Annotated in this window: 19 protein-coding genes; 13 read left to right on the top strand and 6 right to left on the bottom strand. The window is 66.8% G+C overall.

All coding sequences use genetic code 11. The annotated features are described in order from the left end of the window. The first annotated feature begins 72 nt into the window (after positions 1 to 72). From F1C12_RS21910 to F1C12_RS21855, 12 genes are all read left to right on the top strand, one after another. Positions 73 to 564, top strand: a complete 492-nt coding sequence (locus tag F1C12_RS21910) for a hypothetical protein (RefSeq protein ID WP_185279193.1) — start codon at positions 73 to 75, stop codon at positions 562 to 564. Further along, entirely contained in the window at positions 561 to 1,385 is an 825-nt protein-coding gene (locus F1C12_RS21905; RefSeq protein ID WP_185279192.1) for a hypothetical protein, read from the top strand. The genes F1C12_RS21910 and F1C12_RS21905 overlap by 4 nt, the downstream gene beginning before the upstream one ends. Positions 1,386 to 1,536: 151 nt before the next feature. Next, a complete protein-coding gene (locus F1C12_RS21900) occupies positions 1,537 to 4,236 on the top strand; it encodes a hypothetical protein (protein WP_185279191.1) in 2,700 nt (899 codons plus the stop codon). Between the two features lie 77 nt (positions 4,237 to 4,313). Further along, positions 4,314 to 5,489, top strand: a complete 1,176-nt coding sequence (locus F1C12_RS21895) for an ATPase, T2SS/T4P/T4SS family (RefSeq protein ID WP_185279190.1) — start codon at positions 4,314 to 4,316, stop codon at positions 5,487 to 5,489. Positions 5,490 to 5,496: 7 nt separating this feature from the next. Then, the gene (locus F1C12_RS21890; RefSeq protein ID WP_185279189.1) at positions 5,497 to 6,633 is read left to right on the top strand and encodes a type IV pilus twitching motility protein PilT; all 1,137 of its coding nucleotides are present in this window, start codon (positions 5,497 to 5,499) and stop codon (positions 6,631 to 6,633) included. Next, positions 6,633 to 7,841: a type II secretion system F family protein gene (locus tag F1C12_RS21885; RefSeq protein ID WP_185279188.1), complete on the top strand. Its 1,209-nt coding sequence runs from the start codon at positions 6,633 to 6,635 to the stop codon at positions 7,839 to 7,841. The genes F1C12_RS21890 and F1C12_RS21885 overlap by 1 nt, the downstream gene beginning before the upstream one ends. After that, on the top strand, positions 7,834 to 8,331 hold the full coding sequence (locus F1C12_RS21880; protein ID WP_185279187.1) for a prepilin peptidase: 498 nt from the start codon (positions 7,834 to 7,836) through the stop codon (positions 8,329 to 8,331). Before F1C12_RS21885 ends, F1C12_RS21880 begins: the two co-directional genes overlap by 8 nt. A 76-nt stretch (positions 8,332 to 8,407) precedes the next feature. After that, complete coding sequence (locus F1C12_RS21875; protein ID WP_185279186.1) at positions 8,408 to 8,797, top strand: hypothetical protein; 390 nt, start codon at positions 8,408 to 8,410, stop codon at positions 8,795 to 8,797. 55 nt (positions 8,798 to 8,852) lie between these two features. Further along, on the top strand, positions 8,853 to 9,665 hold the full coding sequence (locus F1C12_RS21870; RefSeq protein WP_185279185.1) for a hypothetical protein: 813 nt from the start codon (positions 8,853 to 8,855) through the stop codon (positions 9,663 to 9,665). Next, positions 9,662 to 11,242, top strand: a complete 1,581-nt coding sequence (locus F1C12_RS21865) for an RCC1 domain-containing protein (protein WP_185279184.1) — start codon at positions 9,662 to 9,664, stop codon at positions 11,240 to 11,242. The genes F1C12_RS21870 and F1C12_RS21865 overlap by 4 nt, the downstream gene beginning before the upstream one ends. Positions 11,243 to 11,252: 10 nt before the next feature. After that, positions 11,253 to 13,262, top strand: a complete 2,010-nt coding sequence (locus tag F1C12_RS21860) for a hypothetical protein (protein WP_185279183.1) — start codon at positions 11,253 to 11,255, stop codon at positions 13,260 to 13,262. Continuing rightward, a complete protein-coding gene (locus tag F1C12_RS21855; RefSeq protein ID WP_185279182.1) occupies positions 13,259 to 13,930 on the top strand; it encodes a hypothetical protein in 672 nt (223 codons plus the stop codon). The genes F1C12_RS21860 and F1C12_RS21855 overlap by 4 nt, the downstream gene beginning before the upstream one ends. A gap of 801 nt (positions 13,931 to 14,731) precedes the next feature. On the opposite strand, the gene F1C12_RS21850 is transcribed toward F1C12_RS21855, so the two are convergent. Both F1C12_RS21850 and F1C12_RS21845 read right to left on the bottom strand, forming a co-directional pair. Then, a complete protein-coding gene (locus F1C12_RS21850) occupies positions 14,732 to 15,994 on the bottom strand; it encodes a hypothetical protein (protein WP_185279181.1) in 1,263 nt (420 codons plus the stop codon). Positions 15,995 to 16,110: 116 nt separating this feature from the next. Continuing rightward, a complete protein-coding gene (locus tag F1C12_RS21845; RefSeq protein ID WP_185279180.1) occupies positions 16,111 to 16,623 on the bottom strand; it encodes a hypothetical protein in 513 nt (170 codons plus the stop codon). Between the two features lie 94 nt (positions 16,624 to 16,717). Here F1C12_RS21845 and F1C12_RS21840 point away from each other — a divergent pair, with 94 nt between their 5' ends. After that, the gene (locus tag F1C12_RS21840; protein WP_185279179.1) at positions 16,718 to 16,945 is read left to right on the top strand and encodes a sigma factor-like helix-turn-helix DNA-binding protein; all 228 of its coding nucleotides are present in this window, start codon (positions 16,718 to 16,720) and stop codon (positions 16,943 to 16,945) included. Positions 16,946 to 16,993: 48 nt separating this feature from the next. On the opposite strand, the gene F1C12_RS21835 is transcribed toward F1C12_RS21840, so the two are convergent. From F1C12_RS21835 to F1C12_RS21820, 4 genes are all read right to left on the bottom strand, one after another. Next, positions 16,994 to 17,353: a hypothetical protein gene (locus tag F1C12_RS21835; protein WP_185279178.1), complete on the bottom strand. Its 360-nt coding sequence runs from the start codon at positions 17,351 to 17,353 to the stop codon at positions 16,994 to 16,996. Positions 17,354 to 17,426: 73 nt separating this feature from the next. Beyond that, the gene (locus F1C12_RS21830; protein ID WP_185279177.1) at positions 17,427 to 17,885 is read right to left on the bottom strand and encodes a single-stranded DNA-binding protein; all 459 of its coding nucleotides are present in this window, start codon (positions 17,883 to 17,885) and stop codon (positions 17,427 to 17,429) included. Between the two features lie 95 nt (positions 17,886 to 17,980). Then, a complete protein-coding gene (locus F1C12_RS21825; protein WP_185279176.1) occupies positions 17,981 to 18,373 on the bottom strand; it encodes a hypothetical protein in 393 nt (130 codons plus the stop codon). Beyond that, positions 18,367 to 18,558, bottom strand: coding sequence for a hypothetical protein (locus F1C12_RS21820; protein ID WP_185279175.1), 192 nt, complete (start codon positions 18,556 to 18,558; stop codon positions 18,367 to 18,369). Before F1C12_RS21820 ends, F1C12_RS21825 begins: the two co-directional genes overlap by 7 nt. Positions 18,559 to 18,623 lie beyond the last annotated feature (65 nt).

Raw genomic sequence — 18,623 nt, 5'->3', positions numbered from 1 at the left:
GAAATAGGGCCTCACCGGCAGAAAGTCCCTATTGGCGTCCAAATGTCCCCAGCTCCAGCTATTATCGTCCCCGTGAGGGGACGTCAGCCGGACCTATTTACGGACATCGAGGGCTTTAACCTGGTCGCCGATCCTCGTGAGATCGACGATTCTGAGGAGATTTCTCCTCGCCATCGACAGGTGCACGCGTGGGCTGATGACCCCCGTGTTAGCGCGACAGAGCGCAGGAAGATTCTGTCGGAAATACCGAACCTTGACGATCCCTCAAACGGGGAGCGTGGTATGCGGCGCGCGCGCGACATCTACTCCAAGGCTGTTCTCTCGGAATCCGACACCGTCGAGCGTCGAACAACGCTCCTGGTCAACCGAGTGCTCGACCCGCTCCTGAAGTGCGGGAGCACGTACAAGGGCCTCGACGTCGCCGACGTCGCCGCGGCCATCAAGGCCGACCCCACCAGCGTTGAAGACTTCCTCGCTGCGGCCAAGGTCGCATACGACGTTCTGGAGACGGTCGACACCATCGCCGAGCTTGTCAGTGGTCGTCGGACTGCCTTCGCGTCATGAGCATCGAAGAGCGGTTCCGAGCCGCCGTCGAATTGCTCACGGAGAACTCCAAGACCTTCATGAACTCACCGCTGGTGTTCGAGTTCATGGAGGACATCAGGCGCCACCTCGTCCCCAACGCCATCGCCTTCTCGCAGAACGTAGGTCACCCCTACCAGGCGCGCGACGAAGACGACCTGGTGAACCTCATCCTGGTGTCGTTTGCGACGAACCCCGAGCAGTGCCGTGCTCTGGTCGAGAATGCGGCCTCGCCCCTCGCTTACGCGAGCACACTGGTCCGTGACTGGATTAGCGTCGAAACTGGGCGCACCGTCTTCCGCACCTACGCCGACTCATCCAAGGGCCGACGCATCCAAGCGGAGATCGACCACTTCGACAACCCCGCGATCCGCGTGCCTCACTCGACGCTTCCCGACCCGGCCGCCTACGGCACCCACACCGGAGCGACTGTGGACCAGGCGATCGACCTGACCGTGGCGGCGCTCCTGCCCCGGACACCGGCGCGGCTCGCGAATCAGCTTTCAAACATCGTCGGGTGGATGGCCGACAACCCACCTGCGCGCCATGGGCATGAGGGGGAACGCATCGCGGAAGCGGCGACCATCTTCGCCCCTGTAAGTGCCGTGGAGCTGCGCGCTATCGCGAGCATCACATGGGGCGGTCGTCCCAACGAACGCGAGACATCCTTGCTCGGCGCATTCCTGCTCGACGCCGAGTTCAACCCGCGTTCGTCCGAAACGCATTTGGCCGCCCTCCGCACATACCAGGCACGGGTGCGGCAAGAGGCGGTCCTCGCTGGCGTGTCCGACCTGGTGTTCTGACCTGCTCGCGGAGCTCACTGCGCACTTCCGCCATCTAGGTAGTGAAGGCCGGATGAACCCGCTCCGGCCCTGACCGCCGTCATTCTCAGTCGGCAGGAGAGGACCAGCGCAGATGCACCACCACCCGAAACGACGGGGCACACCCGCAAGGTTGACCAGCCACCGGGGCACGATGAAGCCCCGGTACAAGGCCAAGGTCGCCGCAGTTTTCGTCGCCACGTCTCTGGCGTTGGGCGTCGTGGGGACAACGGTCGAGTTTGGCACGTCGCCAACGACGGCAGAAGCCGCACAGACGGGCGCTGGCTACTCAGGAATAACTCCTGACGGCGGCTACCTCGGCAACTACATCGTCCCCGACAACTCCCGCGCATACTGCATGGACTCCTCGAGGGATTGGCCGAGCGGCGCCACCGGAGGCGGCTCTCTTGTCGGCGCCTTGACCACCGAGATGGGAGATGCGCTCAACGGGTCGGTTCTGCAGAGACTCAATTACGCGCTCTCGAAATGGGGCCAGACCGCTGACCCGACCCAGGCGGCAGCGGTGAACGCCTATGTGTACGCATATACGTCGACGTGGGCCCACTACAACGGCCAGGGCTACGCGACCGGCGTGCACTACATCGACGGCAACCAGACGGTGCTCGGTGCGTTCAACACGATCTGGAACGAGACCGAAGCCCAGTACAACCAACCGCAGGGCGCTCCGGCGTTCACCGGGTCCATGAGCTTCAGCGTCGACAACAACAACTACACCGGATCTCTTCGGGTGGTGAACCTGCCCGCCGGTGCGACCGTCAACCTGCAGCTGACGAACGGCATATTCACCGACACCGGCAGTTCTGCCCGAAACGGTGTCGGCAATGGCACGTATTCGGTCAAGGGTGTCCCAGCGGACGGCACGCCGTTCTACAAGATCAGCGCCACCGGCAACGTCAACGCTCCCGCCGGATGGACCTACGACGGCAACGTCACGATTTACTCCACCGGCGGTCAGCAGCGGGTGATCAAGGGCGGATCGACCACCCAGCAGCGCTTCAGCTACACCATGACCGCTAGCGACCCGGTCGAGCGCTCGACGCTGTTCTCGCCAGTCGTGACCTCCAGCGTGCAGAGCCGTTTCGTCGATCAGGGCAGCAGCTTCACCGACACGCTCCAGGCCGACGTCGCCGCAGGGTCGCAGCCTTGGCGGCAGACGACCTCAGGCCGCTACATCCCCATCGTGACCCAGGGCACGCTGTACGGCCCGTTCGTCGACCAGCCCTCGCCCTCCGCCACGGCCCCGGCCGGCGCGCCCGTGGCGGGCAACGCCACGGTGACCCTCAACGGTCCTGGCAAGTACACGGCACCCTCGGTGCTCGCGGCCAACCACGCACCCGGCTTCTACCAGTGGGTCTGGCACATCGACGCCGCCGACTCCTCTGTCGGAGCTCAGACCTTCATGCCGGAGGGATACCGGTGGGCCGACCAGTTCGGTCTGCAGGCGGAAGCGCACGTCGTCGCCGCCAAGCTCTCCGGCGTTTCGAAGGCATCCGCCGGCGAGGTCGGGTTCGGGCACACCGTCTCCGACACCCTGACGGTCTCGCTCGACGAGGGACCGTGGCCGACCATCGGCGGAGAGCCCATCCCGGCACACTTCCAGAACAAGACCTACTGGGTCGAAGGCGACACGGCTCCCACCCCGGGCGACACCGTCCCGTCTGACGCGAAGCTGTTCCACACGACCGATGTCAGCGTGACGGCCCCGGGCGGCTACGACTCGGACGAGATCACCGCCCCGCCGACCGCGGACGGCTACCTGGTGAACGTCTGGACCCTCATCCAGGACGGACCCGGAGCGGGATACTTCACCGACTGGACCGACGGCTGGGCCACCGAGGGCGAGGTCACCAAGGTATCCCCGCCCGCAGTGTCGACCGAGGCGGTCGCTTCGGTCGCTCTCGGCGACGAGACGAACGACACCGCGATCGTCGACGGTCAGATCCCGGCGCCGTACTGCGGCACCAGCCAGCCGGCCGATGGTGCGACGAGCTGCCCGAACACGGTGACTTTCGCTGCCTACCTGCAGCAGGACCTCGGCGACCAGCCGGTGTGCGAACCGACCAACGAGGTCTTCAACACCGGATACGTTGCCGAGGCAGCCCCCACCCCGGCTCCGAACGCGGCCGGGGCGGGCACGCCGTCACCTTCGCCCACCGCTCCACTCGAGCGCGACCCGGCGTACTTCTACAACAAGCCGGTGCCTGTCAGCGAGGCAGGACGATTCCCGTCCGCCGACGTGATCTTCAAGAAGGTCGGCGTCTACTACTGGGTCGCCACCTTCCGCACCGGTGACGGCACCGTCATCAACACAGGGGAGTGCGGCGACCAGAAGGAGAAGACGGTCGTTGCGGAGGACGACGTGGTGACGAAGGCCACCCCGCGCGTTGGCCTCGGCCAGAAGGGCCACGACACCGCCATCGTGACCGGGGTCATCCCCAAGAACGCCACGATCGAGTTCGCCGTCTACAAGCAGCAGGGAACTACCCCCGTCTGCACCACGGCGAACGAGGTGAAGGTGGGCAAGTCGCAGCCGCTCCCTGCGACCGGCGAGTACGTCTCCGACGACTACACGTTCACCGAGGTCGGCACCTACTTCTGGGTGGAGATCGTCCGCAACGCCCGCGGTGAGGTCACCCATCAGGGCAAGTGCGGCGCCGACGGCGAGACCACCATCGTCGACGCGCTCGCCAAGACCGGCTCCGACGAGGCGGCCTACCTGCCCATCGGCCTGGCGCTGGTCAGCATCCTCGCCGCGGCTGGGGTCGTCCTCATCGTCGCCTCTCGGCGCAGCAAGCGCACGTCCACGAAGTAACCAGACCGGGGGCGCGGGTTCCCCTCACACCCGCCCGCGCCCCCCTCCTCATTCATACCTCCAGCAAAGGAACGAGCATGACCCTCACCTACCCGTCCACCACTTCGGTCGCAAGCCTGGACGCCGAGACCGCTCCCTCGGCCGAGCCGGGCACCTTCGCGGACGTCGCGAACAAGATCGGCACCGGCGAGATCGCTGACTGGAAGCACGGGGCGCTGGTTGCGCTCGCCCGTGCCGGCGCGAGCGATGTCCACATGGTGATCGACAGCGTCACGAAGTCGCTGCGCATCTACACGAAGTTCGAGCGTGAGCGTCACGACCTGGTCGAGTACGGCCCGGACGAAGCTCGAACCATCTTCAACGCCGTCAAGGCGCATGCACGTCTGGGAAGTCAGCACCAGGCCTCAGAGCCCGCTGACGGCCGGATCATGCTGCCCGTCGACGGCTACAACTACCGAGCCCGAGCCGTCCGCTTCCTCCTCGTCGACGACGGCGAGAAGGTCGTGCTCCGACTTCCGCAGCTGGGCCGAGCTCGCCCGCTTGTCGAGTTCGGCCTCACCGACGAGAACTCTCGCGCACTGGGGCGGATGCTGACGCGGCGAAGCGGGATCGTGTTCGCTGCAGGTCCGACCAACGAGGGCAAGTCCTCGCTGCTGCGTGCGATTGTGATGGAGCTCCGGCGAGAGTTCGGCACGATCATGTCGATCGAAGATCCCGTCGAGCAGCTGATCGACGGTGTCGAGCAGATCGAGGTCAACGAGACCAACGGTGCCCAGGCCGGCTACGCCGCCATCCTCGAGAAGATCGTCCGGGCCGACCCCGACCTGCTGATTATCGGCGAGGTGCGCGACCGAGACACCGCCCGACTCGCCGCCCAGCTCGCCGACATGGGGAAGCTGGTCCTCTCGACCATCCACGCGACGGACGGCGTCGCCGCCCTCCGAAGGTTCGTGAAACTCGCCGAGGCCGAGCCGCTTTCCATGCTGGACGGTGTGCGCGGGGTTGTTTCGCAGCGTCTCGTGCGCACGCTCGCTCGAACCGGTGAGAACCGGTACGCAGGCATGCGTTCCGTGCACGAGATCCTCACCAAGACGGATGACTTCATCGACGCGATGATCGAGGGCCGCTCCAGCACCCAGCTTCACGCGATCGCCGACGCCAACTCCACACGCTTCTCGACGAACCTGGACGCTCTGATCGCCGCGGGCATCACCGACCGCGCCGAGGCTATCCGCATCCTCGGGCAGGAGTAGTCGGCATATGACTCGATTCACAGCACAAGACGTGGCCGACTGGGTCGACCACTTCGGCGACGACAACTGCTCCGACCTTCACCTGACGCCCCACCGCGGGCTCCTGACGGTCAAGTACAAGGAGACCAGGGCGGTTCCGGACGTGCCCGCGCTCGACGCGGCCAGTATCGACGACTTCGCGACGTCGCTCTTCCTGCACCACCGGGAGGGCGGATGGACCGCTGGCACCTGGCAGGCGTTCGCTTCCAACGACCAGTCCCGCCGCTATCGCGCCCGGGTGACGCTGCGGCGGACGGTCCACGGGACCACCGCGACGCTGCGCATCATCCCTCGCGAGATTCCCACCTGGCAGCAGCTGGGGCTCACCAAGAAGGTGGTCAATCTCGCTGGACGAGGTTCAGGCTTCATCGGCATCGCCGGTCCGACCGGCTCCGGCAAGAGCAGCACCCTGGCGGCCTGCATCGCCGCCCTCATGGACTCGATCGACTCCCACGTCTACATGCTCGAAGACCCGACCGAGTTCATCCATCAGCCGAAGCGCAGCCTCGTGACGCAGCGCGAGCTCGGCACCCACTTCCGCAGCTACGAAGACGGCATCAAGGATGCGAAGGGATCCCACCCTCGGGTGATCGTCGTCGGCGAGATCCGCGACGGCGAAGTGGCCCAGGCCGCCCTCGACGCCGCCCTCTCCGGCCACCTGGTCATCAGCACCCTCCACGCCAGCTCGGTGGAAGACGCGATTGCGGCGATGATCGCGTTCTACCCGGCCGACAAGCAGCACCTGGCCCGCGCACAGCTCGCGCAGGCGCTTCAAGCCATGGTCGTGCAGTCCCTCGTTCGCAAGGACGGCGAGAACGTCACCGCCGACGAACCCCAAATGGCGCTCGTCCAGGAAGTCGCGATCAACGACCGCGAGATGGAGGCAACGATTCGCGCCGACGTCGGGGGCGGCTCCCTGCACCACGTGCGCAGCTATCTGCGCGGCGCGGGCCGCCGCGCCGGCAACGTGCCCTTCGAGGACTCGCTGGCTCACCTCGTCCGCAACAACAAGGTCAAGCACGAGACCGCAGCCGCCATGCTCCGCGAGCCCCAGACCCTCACCGAAGCACTCAACATGCCCGTCCGCCCTGACCTGGAGGCCTAATGTCCGACATCAACTTCCTGGATGAGACCTCGTCGGCGTCATCCACCGTCGCCCGCGAACCGGTCGCCCCAGCGAAGCTGGAGACCGCCAGCGCCACTGACCAGGGCGCCTCGCGCAAGACCGTGACGGCGCAGAAGTCGACGCGGGAGGAGATTGCTGAAACCCTCGAGGACCTCGAAGCCCTTCTCAAGGCGGGAGCGTCCGAGCACCACGCGGTAACGGCCATCGCATCGATCTACGAGGGAACCAGCGTCGGTGCCGCATACGGCCGAATCGCCGACAAGCTGATCGACGGCACCAGCCTCTCCGACGCCATCAACGACGAGGAGAGTGTCTTCCCCCGGGTCGCACGCGACCTGATCAGCGCCGGCGTGAACCAGCAGATCCTCTGGCGGAACCTGCGACGATCGGCCGAACTCATCCGGAAGAGCTCCGACCTGACCGCCGAACTCCGAGTCAAGCTCGCCAACCCGATCAGCCTCGCGATCCTCACCGTGATCGTCATCGTCGCATCCGTGAACCTCGCGTTCGGCAACCCCGACACGCTGGGTCCGAGCGCCGCGGTCGTAGCGACGCTGATCCTGAACGCGACTCGGGTGGTCGGAGCCGTCGCTATCGTCGCCCTCGTCGGCGGCATCATCGCCATGATCTGGTACAACACCGCGGGCAAGAAAAACCCGAAGTTCCGGCTCCGAATCGACCGATACCTCCTGACCGCCCCGAAGGGTAAGCGGGGCAAAAGGATGCGCCGGGAACTGAGGAAGGTCACCACTCATGACGCCGGGGCCAAGTTCACCGAGGTGCTCGCTTCCAGCCTCGACGCAGGCATGGACGAATCCCAGTCGCTGCGCACCGCCGCGCGCGCAACCGGAAACGCGGCCATCATCCTCCACGTCGAGGAGCACATCCAGCGCATCTACGACGGAACCGAAGACCTCGCCGGCGTCGCGCGCTCACCGTACTTTCCCCCCACCCTCAGCCACAGGCTCGCCCTCCAGCCGGGGGCAAGCGAACGCATCGACGTTCTCCGCGACCTGAGCGCCACCTACGGCAAGAAGGCCGAGAACGCGTCCACCTCGCTGGCCAACCGTCTTGCTCGCCGAGTAGACGACCTCACCCTCATGTTCGGCGTCACCACGGTCTTCCTGCTGCTCACTCCGATGATGATCTCGCTCCAAGACATGGGGAACGCCCTCAACCATGTTTAATCTGATCCCGGGCCAGCCTGTCGCTGCGGCCGCAACCCTCACCGTTGGCCTGATCGCCATCGCCTTCGTCGACGCGCGCACCCACACCATCCACAACGCGAGCATCCTCGCCCTGGGTGCCGCGTCCGTCGCGGCGGGCAGCATCGATCAGCTGAGCCTGACCCAGTGGGCCACCGGCATCGCCTGCGGCCTCGTCGCGTTCGTGATCTACCTCGAGCGCGCGGTCGCTGACGATGCAGCGGGACGCCTCCCCGTAGGCGCGGGCGACATCAAGCTCATCGGCGTTCCCGTCGGAGTCTTCGGACTGGCCAGCCCTCTTCTGGCCGCCGGCGTCCTCTTCCTGGGCGTGGTCTTCCACTCCCTCTTCGGTCTACTCGGCCGCAGCGCCAGCCGCGGATCCGAGGAGAACACGGCGCACGGACCGGCCCTGGCCGTCGCCGCCATGGTCGGACTCGCCGTCCTGACTCACACCACAGGGGAGGTGACGTAACGGTGCCCAATCCGCACGAAACCTGCCAGCAGCCAACCTTCCTCAGTTCCAACACCACTCACCACAAGGAGAAGCAATGAATCCCGGTTCCATCAAAGAGTTCCTCGCAGCGAACGGCGCATGGATCGCCACGACGGCCGTCGGCCTGATCGTACTCGCCGGCGTTCTGGTCGGCATCAACACCAGCAGCTCGGGCAACGTCGGCAGCACCATTCAGAGCGCCCAGACGGTCTACAAGCTCAACCACGGCAGCTACGGCACCGCGGACCAGCTGCAGGCCGCAGGAAACCTCACGCTGCCCGATGCCAAGACGAAGGTCACGATCAACGTCAGCAGCGACGGCTCCGCGTTCTGCGCCGTCAGCCAGGCGGACGGCGGAAAGCCCATGTGGTCGTCGTCCGAGGGCAGCCGGAGCTCTGACACCGCCCCCACCGTCGCAGGCGTCGCCTGCCCGACGGCTCCCTGACCAGACCCGACCAGGGGCCGGCCCTCGTGGCCGGCCCCACCACCCGGAGGACCTCGTGACCGCAAACCAGATCCGCACAACCACTCGCCCCAGGCGCGGCCTGCTGCACGGACAGCGAGGAAGCATCCGCGACTCTCTCGCCTCGGTGATCGTGCTGGCCGTCATCGCGACGGCGGTGGCAACCAGCACCCCGAGCGCGGCAGCCGTGGTCACAACCACCGGCAGTATCTCCGAACGCCTCTCCACGATCTCCGCCCTCGTCGACGACAAACGAGCCACCGTCACCTGGGGCACCCCGGATGACCCGGCGATCCGCACACTCACCCTCCCCTCGGGGACGATCGCAAAGGTCGCCGCCTGGACGACAGCCGGGGACGGAGGGTCCACCTACGAAGCGCTCATCCCTCGGGATCGCGCGGACTCCACCAGCACCTGCCTCACCCCGGCGAACGCTGCAGACCGGCGCTGCCTCCACGCCGAATTGTTCCGCGCCAACGACATCACCACCCTCGTCCCGAACCCCATCGTCCGCATGGACCCAAGCCTCAACGCACCGGTCGGTACCGTGAACCCGGCAGTGAAGGGCAGCCCCGACGCCACTCCCGCCGGCACCGCCCTGGCTCAGGCAACTCCGACCAGCTCACGCACCTGGCGGTACCTCATCCACGCCAAGTCCCTCACGACGAGCGCGACGCTGCGCTTCCAGCAGAACGGCTCGACGCTCGCCACGATGCCGATCCTCCCGGCCCCGTCGAACTACATCGGCACCATCGCCGTCGCCGCTTCCGGACCCGTAACCCTCACCGTCGTCGACGGGAGCGCCGCCACCGACACGATCCTCATCTACGACGCAGGAGCAGCCTCATGATCCGCCGGCACCTCTCTGGCAAGCGGGGAGACCTCCGCATCACGGTCACCCTCGGGGTCGCCGCGATCACCGGGCTCTACCTCATGAACACGATCGTCACCAACAACGCCAACCTGACAGAGCAAACCGCCCTCACCGTCCAGCTGGGTCAAGCTGTCGAGAACCGCGCACAAACGTACGCGTCCATTCTCGACAGCGACCTCACCGGCACCACCGTCCCTTCCACCGCTCGAGCGTGCGGATTGAACCCAGCGGTCTGCACCACGGTGGTCTCGGACACCCCAAGCGGAGATGGTCTCTCCCGCACTCTGCGGATCCAAGCCGACCAGGTCGATGGCGGCCTGGTCATGACCCGCGACGTCGTCCTCAAAGCCACGAAGGCCACGCACGTAAGCTCGCTCGACGCGAAGGGCCGACCGAGCTGGGTCAGCGTCGACGGCGCAAACTCGTTCACCATCTGGGGCGTGGCCGCCGGGACACCAACCAAGGTCACCGAGGACCAGATGAAGGGGCCGAAGGCCGGGACCACCTGGGTCACTGCCGGACCCCGCAGCGGCGTCGACAGCGCCGGCAAGCCGTGGATCTTCCGCCCCACCTCCCCCTGCACCCTCGACGCATCGCCCAAGGGCTTCGATACCCCAACCGACGTGCGGATTGCCTTCTCGAGCGGAGACCTCGGGTTCTTCCTCGACGCCGCTGGCACCGCCTACGGATACGGGAACAACGACCAGGGACAGCTCGGCCTCGGCCATGCAGGAGACACGGTGTGCACGCCGACGTCGATCCCGGACCACAAGTTCATCGCCATCAGCAGCGCCGCCGGGTCGACGTTCGCCATTGACACGGCTCACAGGCTGTGGGCCTGGGGCGCCGGCACCAACGGGCAGCTCGGCGACGGGAAGAAGCTCAGCTACAACACGCCGACCGCGATCGCGCCCACCACCCGGTTCACCGCAGTCTCGACCGGCAACGGCGCCACCTGGGCACTCGACGACAAGGGCCGCGCATGGAGTTGGGGATTCAACGCCTACGGCCTGCTCGGGAACGGCACCACCACGGCGGTCAGCACGGCTACCCCAATCCCGGCGACCACGGTCTTCACCCAGATCAGCGCCGGCGTGACCGCCTTCTACGCCATCGACGTCACCGGCCAGCTCTGGGCCGTCGGATACGGCGCCAACGGGCAGCTGGGGGATGGCACCCTGACCAGTAAGTCCACGCCCGTCAAGGTCGCGCCCGGCGCCGCGTTCGTGCAAGTCACCGCCGGCTCCTACCGTGCGTTCGCGATCGACAACTCAGGCCGCCTCTTCAGCTGGGGAGCTGGCAGCTCCGGCGCCCTGGGCACCGGCGACAGCGCCGACAGGACCACACCCACCCCGGTCGACGCCCCTGCTCGATTCCGGAGCGTCCAGACCTCGCCGAACATGAACTACACCGCGGCGATCGACACCGATGGAGGGCTGTGGGCCATCGGCACCAACGGAAACGGCCTGTGGCCCGCGACCCTCACCGGCAACCGCGCGAGCGCGCAGCAAATGCCCCGCCCGACCGGGTTCGTCGCCCCTAGCTGGCAGTAAGGAAGTCACCATGCGCAACTTCATCTCACGTCGTCTCCACCTGCTGGCTGGATCCCGCGGAGACGCCCCAGGCAGCATCAAGGAACTCGTCGTTACCGCACCGATCCGGTCGGCCATCGTCGCGGCCGCACTCGCGGCCGCAATCCTCGTGGTGACCCTCAACTCGACCCTCGGCAACTCGGCCACCGCATCGTCCCGCCTGAATGTCGGAGACATCGAGTTCAAGCAGGACGTCCGCGGCGCGACCCTGGTGCACGCATACGGCGACGACCGGATCGCGCTCCTGACGACCACCGGCAGCCAGTGCACGATCAAGCAGTGGTTCACGAAGACGGACGGGGGAACACCATCCCTCCGCTCGAGCACAACGACGGCCGCCGGCGCCTGCACGACCGACACGACAGTCCCCGCACCGGCGACCAACTCCGCGCTGCGCGTCGACGACCTCCAGGCCGCAACCATCGCCTACGAAAACCTCGGCGGCCGCACGATCACGTTCGACACCACCGGCAACGCGTCCCTCGCCGCGGGATCTCGACCCGCCGACGTCGCCGATGCGGACTGGAACGATGTCCGGCCATACATGATCCGCATCGACGTCAAGAGCGCCGACCAGCAGATCGCGAAGTTCTCCCGCCAGGGCGTGTTCACCGGCACCACAGCGATCGTCAACGCCCCCGCCGCCAGCGAGGTCCACTACGTTCCCGCGACCAACCCCCTTCCCACGCCCTCCGAGCTGCGAATCACCAGCGTCGTCCGATCCCAGTCCACCGGCACCGCATACTCCGGCGCCCGGGAGGGGGTCACAGTCACCTTCACGGGCGGCACGTGCCCTGCGATGCCCACGACCCTGAACCTCTCGTACGCGGCGAGCTCACCCGACGGAATCGCACCCGTCAACGTCGTCACCCAGCGCACGCTCACCGATGCAGCGTCGACCCTGGAGCTTGCAGGCGTCGCCAACGGAAGCGGCGGGGCGATCACACTCACGGCCGCCTGCGGCGTCGGCAGCGAGGTCAAGCAGGCTGTCGCGAACTACCACCAGGAGCTCCCGGCGCCCGCTCTGACGGTGAAGCAGGGCAGCTCGGCCGAGCAGTACGCCCTCACCTGGACGGCGGTGTCAAGCCTCACCACGTCCTACGAGCCGTCGTGGGCGACGAGCTTCGGCACGGACGACCAGATGCCTGAGACGACCGGACTGACCGCGACGAAGGCGTTCACCACCGGGACCACCTACGGGGCCACGATCACCTTCTGGGTGACCGCACGTGTTGGCGACGATTCGACGAAGTCGGCGCCGGCCGCGATCGCCACCGCCTGGCCGGCCACACCCGCTGGGGCCAACATGGTCTACACGCGCACCGGCTACTCTGGCAATTTCGTCTCCGGACAGGTGACGTGGAGCTTCACCGGAACCTGCCCGGCCGGCACCACCATCCAGGCATCTCAACTCGAGAACCGAACCGGCCAGTCCAACGGCACCGTGTCGAACACCGTCAACTACCAGGGCCCCTTCCAGAACAACCTCACCAAGGTGTCTTGGTCGCCCTCCTACGCCACTCAGGGCTACCTCTACGGCATGGGCCTGCAGACTCGCTGCGCGTCCCCCAACGGCCTCTACAGCCCGGTCATCCAGGTGCAGTCGAACAACTGGATCACGCCGTTCGCGACGCCCGCGCAGTCCAGCTGGCAGGCCTTCAACTTCCGGGAGCGGGTCCGTGGCACCGGATGGACCTACAGCACGTGTGCCGCGAGCAACTGCGAGAAGTCCATCCAGGTCGACTGGGGGACCGCCTGCCCGGCCGGCACCTGGGTTGGCTGGTCGAACTGGTACTCCCGCTCGTGGACCGGGAACGTCTTCACACACCCCTACGGCTACCAGGACAACTGGGGCCTGCCGAGCGGCGTGAACAGCTCCGTCGTCACCTATTACGGCGCGCAGTATTACTGCTCCAGCCCGTGGGCTAATAGCCCGTACAGCCCCGCCACCGGCGGCGTCAACGTGTCGGTGCTGCGATGAGCGGCCGCCACGGCAAGGCCACCCGTCAGAGGCTGTGGTGGCTGACGGCCGCAGCAACCGTTCTCGTCGGCGGAGCTATCGCCGCGATCGTCATGTTCGCGTCCCAACCTCACCGCGTCGACCTAGCGACGGTGACCATCAAGACCGGGCCTCAGCAGGTCGCCGCGAATGCCCCCATCGCGCCAGCACCGGCGACGGCGAAGCTCGCCCAGGCAACTGATGCGACCAGTGAGCTCACGGCCACTCTCGCAGGCGATCTGGGCAACGTGCGCAGCCGTTACCAAGGAGAGCAGGTGTCGCCACCTCAGCTGGTTCCCGACCCGTGCCTCGTCGAGTGGGGGAAGGAGAACCTGTCCGCCCTGGCCGGTACGGGCGCGTACGAGGTCGTCGACGTCTGCGGCCGGCCGACGGCCGTGCTCGCCGGAGCCGCCGGCGCAGACGGCAAAGTCCTTGCCTACGCTGCCATCGAGGGATCCGCGCCGGAACGGATGAAGCAGCTCATCGCCGAGTCCCGCAGCGCACAGGTCGCCGTTGCGGCGGTGCGCTCGGCGAATGGTGCAGCGCAGCTGATTGCCGTCGCCGTGCTTCCGGACGCCAGCAGCGCCACCGACGGGACACGAGTGATCAACACCGCCCCGCCCGGGTTCGCCCACTACCCGAGCAAGTGAGCTTCACCACGGCGCACAGCGCTTCGTAGGCACTTTCGCCTGCAACCGCAGAGAACCCCGCGCGCTCATCGAGCGGGCGGGGTTCTTGCGCGCAGCCGAGACCTTCGACACTCGCTAGTATCCGGCCATAAACGACCAGCTGATCGTCGTCGTCGAGCAGGCATCCGACCCGTGGTCGATCGTCGTGCAGGTGCTCGCCTCCGTGGTGGCCGTCGCGATCGCGGTGCTCGGCGTCCTCAGAGACAACTGGCTACGTAGGCGCGAACAAGAGCGACAGCGGCGCGAGTCGGCTGAGCGAGCACGAGCACGAGCGCGGGGCTTGGTCATCACAGCCGAGGGAAACATTCGCGGAGGAGGAGGACGCTCCTCGAGCGAGGTCACGTACACGGTGCTGAACCAGACGGGTGCTGCGGTCTTAGACGTGGCCGTCGTCCCAGAGAACGCCTCCGATGGCGAAGACGGGACATGGCTATGCGAGTTCCCAACCGGCGCGTCATACCCCGCGATCGCGGCCGGCACCAAAGAGATCTTCCGTTGGGTGAGGTCCGAGCCGAACGGCCCACCGACCGCGAGCCCGCAATTCACCCCGTTTACCGCTACCTGGCGGGACGCTGACTGGCGACCATTCATTCGCACTGTCGATGGCGACGTTGCTGAGCGAACTGAAGATCCTCAACCGAAGAGTTAGCCGCGAACGAGGATCCTCAGCGACCAGACCGAAAGGGTGATGCAAAAGAGCGGCGCCCCGCCCGGGGGAGGGGCGGGGCGCCGAGAGCATCCCAAAGGGGGGAGGGATGCGGCCTAGATGCAAGCGTAGACCGAGAGGCCCCACCCATCGTCGGTAGAGAACGTGCTGTAGGTGTACGGGTAGCCGACATTGATGCTGATCGCGCCGCCGCTGGATGTGGTCTGCGAGTACTTGAACGCTCCGTCGCAACCTGGCGTGTACGCACCGTTGGCGTTGACGTGCGGCGTGTGGTTGACCGGCGGGGGAGTGTAGCCGCCACCTCCGCCGCCGCCCGACGAGCCGCCGCCGCCGCTGGAGCCGCCGCCACCCGTGGAGCCGCCGCCACCCGTGGAGCCGCCACCGCCGCTCGAGCCGCCGCCACCACGGCTGCCTCCGCCGCTGCCGCGCGGGGTCTGACGAACCTGTCCCGTCCCGGGGTCGGTGTAGGTGGCCTGTCCTGCCCGCGCCGCCGCTTCTGCTGCGGCCTTTGCTGCCGCGTCCGCCTCCGCTTTCACGGTGGCGTCATGAGAGTCGTGCACGGCCTTGGCCTTGGCCAAGAAGTCCAGGAGCAGCGGGGCCGGGTTCTTGCCCTCCTGCACAGCCTTCTTGGCGGCGGCCGCGGCATTGGTCAGCGCGTCCTTCTCGCCCTGGCCCGCCTTAGCGAGGGCTGTGATGACGCCGTTCGCGTCGACGTCGAGCGCGGGGATCGCGGCGACGTTGCCCGACTTGGCGAGGCCGGTGACGATCTGCGCAAGGGCGCGGTTCGCTGTCTTCACCTGTGCGGCGATGCCGGGAGCGCCCTTCACGGTGTTCCCCGCAGCACCCGCCTGCCGTTCGACCAGGGCGGTCAGTCGGGCCGTCTCCTTCTGCAGCTGCTCCGTGGTGGAGGACGGCTTGCCCGCTGGCCGCGGATCCTGCACGGGAGCCCCGGCCTTGAAACCGGCGTACATCTTCAGCTGGGTCAGTTGCGCGGCCAGCGCCTTGACCTGGGCATCCGGCAGGTACTGGCCAGCCTTCGCCTCGTCGTGGATCTGCGTGAGCTGCTTCTGCAGCTCACCGGCGGCCGCGATCGCGGCCGCGAAGTCCTTCTGCGCCTTCACGTCCTGGCGGTACTGGGTGACGGCCTTGATCCGTGCCGCCTGGTAGGCCGCGTCTGCGTCAGAGTGCTGCGCGGTGGCCGCCGCCGCCGGGATGCCGACGGCCGCCGCGGCGATCACGAGGGCCGCGCCGGCGGCCGCGGCGATCGCCGTCCCACGATGCGACCGCGCCCACGTCCACGTCCACAGGCGGTTCTGGCCGCGCGGAGGTGCGACGTCGGTGCTGTTCTCGGTGCTCAAGGTGATTCCCCCTTGGTTAGGTTAGAGCGCTCGGCGCTCACGGATGGACAGGTTGAGGTCGTGAGGCCGAGGTGTTCTGTTCTCACTCTCGGCCGCGGGTCCGGGGTCGGTAAGGTTCAGGCGACGTCGGAGGTTGCCTCCTCGGCCGCTGCTCCCGGTTCAGGGACGGTGTGCTCTTCGTAGAGCCACGCAGAGGTCGGCACGCCCCGATTGAGTCGTTGCGTGACCGTCACCTCCGCGCCGCATTGCGAGCACTCGCGGGTCCCCGCCTGCTGCTTGCCACCGGACCCCACCGGCCGGATATCCCTGACCTCGGGGTCGTCGACGGCGAAGGTACGGATAGCCGCGCATACGGGCGCGGGCGCGGCTTCCCACGATGGGTCGGCCATACAGACCGCCCATTTCTCCCGGTCCAGTTCGACGGTCTGGTCATCTCCTCGGATCTTGATCGTGGACCTCGTAGCGGAGAGGTACTTCCCCTCGATGATCTCGGAGGCCCAGCCATCCCGGGTCGGGAAGTAGCGGACCAGCTGAATGGCTCCGCCTCGGCCGGGGAGCGGGTCGGCAATCTTCGTGTGTCCAGTCATCGGCGGCTCCTTTCCTTTCGCTTGGTCGATGGTCACGAACATACAAGAGGTCTTGTGTTTTCACAAGACCCATTGGGTTTCACCAATAGCTATTGGATTTCGGCAAGGGCTATTGGGATGCGTTAGGCTGGCCGGCATGACCACTCCGATCCCCGAGCGTCTGGCCGCGTTGGCCGCGGACGGCGCCCGGGTGCGGGCTGAGCAAGAGGACCTGACCACTCGTCGCCGCCAGGCGGTGTTCGATGCCTACGAGGAGCGATACACCTTCGCGGAGATTGGCCGCATGCTCGGGGTCTCCGCGGAGCGCGCTCGGCAGGACTATGAGCGCTACGTCGCGGCACATCCAGGCGCGGGCACGAAATGACGCCCGGTGCCATCGACACCGGGCGCCTCGGGAGTAACCGTGGCGTGGCTAGCGCTCCCGAATGTCCTCTGCCCCTCTGGGGTAGCGTCGCCGCGCATCCCGCTCGGCGTCCAGCTGGGCACGTTCGTCGTCGGTGAGGACGTGGTCTCGAGTGACATCCACGATCTTCTGCAGGCGCAACCCGAGGATCGCGTCTGCCTGCGCGTCGTCGACGCCCAGCGCATCCTTGAGTGCGGCGCGCGCTTCCGGCAGGTTCTGGGACCGGCGGATGAGTTCGATGGTGCCGTCTAGTTGGCCGAACATCTTCAGGTAAGCGTCCAGGTTCTGCAGGGAGCCCTCGATGCTCTCGCCGGTGACGTCGTTGCGCAGCACACCAGTGGCGTCGTCAGTCTTTTCGATGGTGAACATTGTCTTGACCCTTTCAATTGGAGGTCTGGTCTTCGGAACGGGAATGGCATCCGTCCGCGGCGGTCGGTGTCGTTTAGTACGGAAGCGGTTCGCCGGACGAGGGTAGATTCCAGCGGTCCCACGGTTCTTCATCGGTGGGCGCGTTATCTTCTGGAGCGTTGGTCGAGCCCTGCGTGCGGGTGATCTGAGCGGTGGCGTAGCGCAGCGACGGGCCGATCTCGTCGATCTCGAGCTCGATGCTGGTGCGCTTCTCGCCTTCCTTCGTCTCGTAGGAGCGCTGCTTCAGGCGGCCCTGCGCGATGACGCGCGACCCCTTGGTCAGCGAACCGGCGACGTGCTCGGCGAACTCGCGCCAGACGCTGGCGCGGAGGAACAGGGCCTCACCGTCCTTCCACTCGTTCGCCTGACGGTCGAACGTGCGGGGGGTGGACGCGATGGTGAAGTTCGCGACAGCGAGCCCGTTCTGCGTGTAGCGCAGCTCGGGATCGGCGGTGAGGTTCCCCACCACGGTGATGACCATCTCTCCGGCCATCAGCGCATCGCCTTGCGGGTGGCGAGGCCGCGGGTATTTCGCCGAGACAGGCGAATCTTGTGGTTGGAGGGTTTCGGCATGTGTTGTCCTTTCGGTTAAGCGCCGATGATGCGACGGGATCGTGCGGTGATTCGTGTGTGGTCGATGACGGTGTCGTCGACAGCGCTATCGGTGTTGGTCGCCGAGGTAGCTCGGCGAGTCCGCTCTGGGCGGCCTGGAGCGCGGGTGGTGTCCCGCCAGGGACGCCCGTGAACGATCAGCGCGTACCCGATGATCGGGAGCGTGATCGCGACCGCCCAGCTGCCGAATTGCACCGCCACGACGACGACGGCCAGGGGGACGCTCAACCACAACGGCCATGTAGCTGCTGGCGTGGCGATAGCCTGCGGGGTCAGGGGATTCAGTAGCGCGATCGCCGCGGAAACAACCCAAATCCCCGCGCCGACGAAGACAAGCCGCCTGGTCGTCGCGACTACCCAGGTCAGCATGGGTCCTCGATCCACCGCTCGAGCATGTGCTGGATCATGTAAGTGCTTTCGTCGAGATTGGTCATGCGGTTCTCTCGTTTGACGCGCCAGCCCTGATCGGCGAGCTCAGCCAGTTCGGCGTTCATCCGAGCAAGGGCGGATGCCTCCGCTTTCTGGTCTTCTGCGTCGACGGGGGACAGCGGCATGGGGTCTGTGCAGCGTGCGAGTCGCTCGACCTCGCCCCGCCGTGCCGTCATTGGCATCCGTCGCA

This window comes from Leifsonia shinshuensis, assembly GCF_014217625.1.
GTDB classification, from domain to species: Bacteria; Actinomycetota; Actinomycetes; order Actinomycetales; family Microbacteriaceae; genus Leifsonia; species Leifsonia shinshuensis_A.
The sequence above is the reverse complement of the archived record's forward strand: the minus strand, read 5'-3'. Positions and strand labels throughout refer to the sequence as shown.

Bases quoted from the DNA above. Each gene is read 5' to 3' on its own strand.
- F1C12_RS21905 (WP_185279192.1), top strand. From the start codon at position 561: ATGAGCATCGAAGAGCGGTTCCGAGCCGCCGTCGAATTGCTCACGGAG.
- F1C12_RS21895 (WP_185279190.1), top strand. From the start codon at position 4,314: ATGACCCTCACCTACCCGTCCACCACTTCGGTCGCAAGCCTGGACGCC.
- F1C12_RS21890 (WP_185279189.1), top strand. From the start codon at position 5,497: ATGACTCGATTCACAGCACAAGACGTGGCCGACTGGGTCGACCACTTC.
- F1C12_RS21885 (WP_185279188.1), top strand. From the start codon at position 6,633: ATGTCCGACATCAACTTCCTGGATGAGACCTCGTCGGCGTCATCCACC.
- F1C12_RS21880 (WP_185279187.1), top strand. From the start codon at position 7,834: ATGTTTAATCTGATCCCGGGCCAGCCTGTCGCTGCGGCCGCAACCCTC.
- F1C12_RS21875 (WP_185279186.1), top strand. From the start codon at position 8,408: ATGAATCCCGGTTCCATCAAAGAGTTCCTCGCAGCGAACGGCGCATGG.
- F1C12_RS21865 (WP_185279184.1), top strand. From the start codon at position 9,662: ATGATCCGCCGGCACCTCTCTGGCAAGCGGGGAGACCTCCGCATCACG.
- F1C12_RS21860 (WP_185279183.1), top strand. From the start codon at position 11,253: ATGCGCAACTTCATCTCACGTCGTCTCCACCTGCTGGCTGGATCCCGC.
- F1C12_RS21855 (WP_185279182.1), top strand. From the start codon at position 13,259: ATGAGCGGCCGCCACGGCAAGGCCACCCGTCAGAGGCTGTGGTGGCTG.
- F1C12_RS21845 (WP_185279180.1), bottom strand. From the start codon at position 16,623: ATGTTCGTGACCATCGACCAAGCGAAAGGAAAGGAGCCGCCGATGACT.
- F1C12_RS21840 (WP_185279179.1), top strand. From the start codon at position 16,718: ATGACCACTCCGATCCCCGAGCGTCTGGCCGCGTTGGCCGCGGACGGC.
- F1C12_RS21835 (WP_185279178.1), bottom strand. From the start codon at position 17,353: ATGTTCACCATCGAAAAGACTGACGACGCCACTGGTGTGCTGCGCAAC.
- F1C12_RS21830 (WP_185279177.1), bottom strand. From the start codon at position 17,885: ATGGCCGGAGAGATGGTCATCACCGTGGTGGGGAACCTCACCGCCGAT.
- F1C12_RS21825 (WP_185279176.1), bottom strand. From the start codon at position 18,373: ATGCTGACCTGGGTAGTCGCGACGACCAGGCGGCTTGTCTTCGTCGGC.
- F1C12_RS21820 (WP_185279175.1), bottom strand. From the start codon at position 18,558: ATGCCGCTGTCCCCCGTCGACGCAGAAGACCAGAAAGCGGAGGCATCC.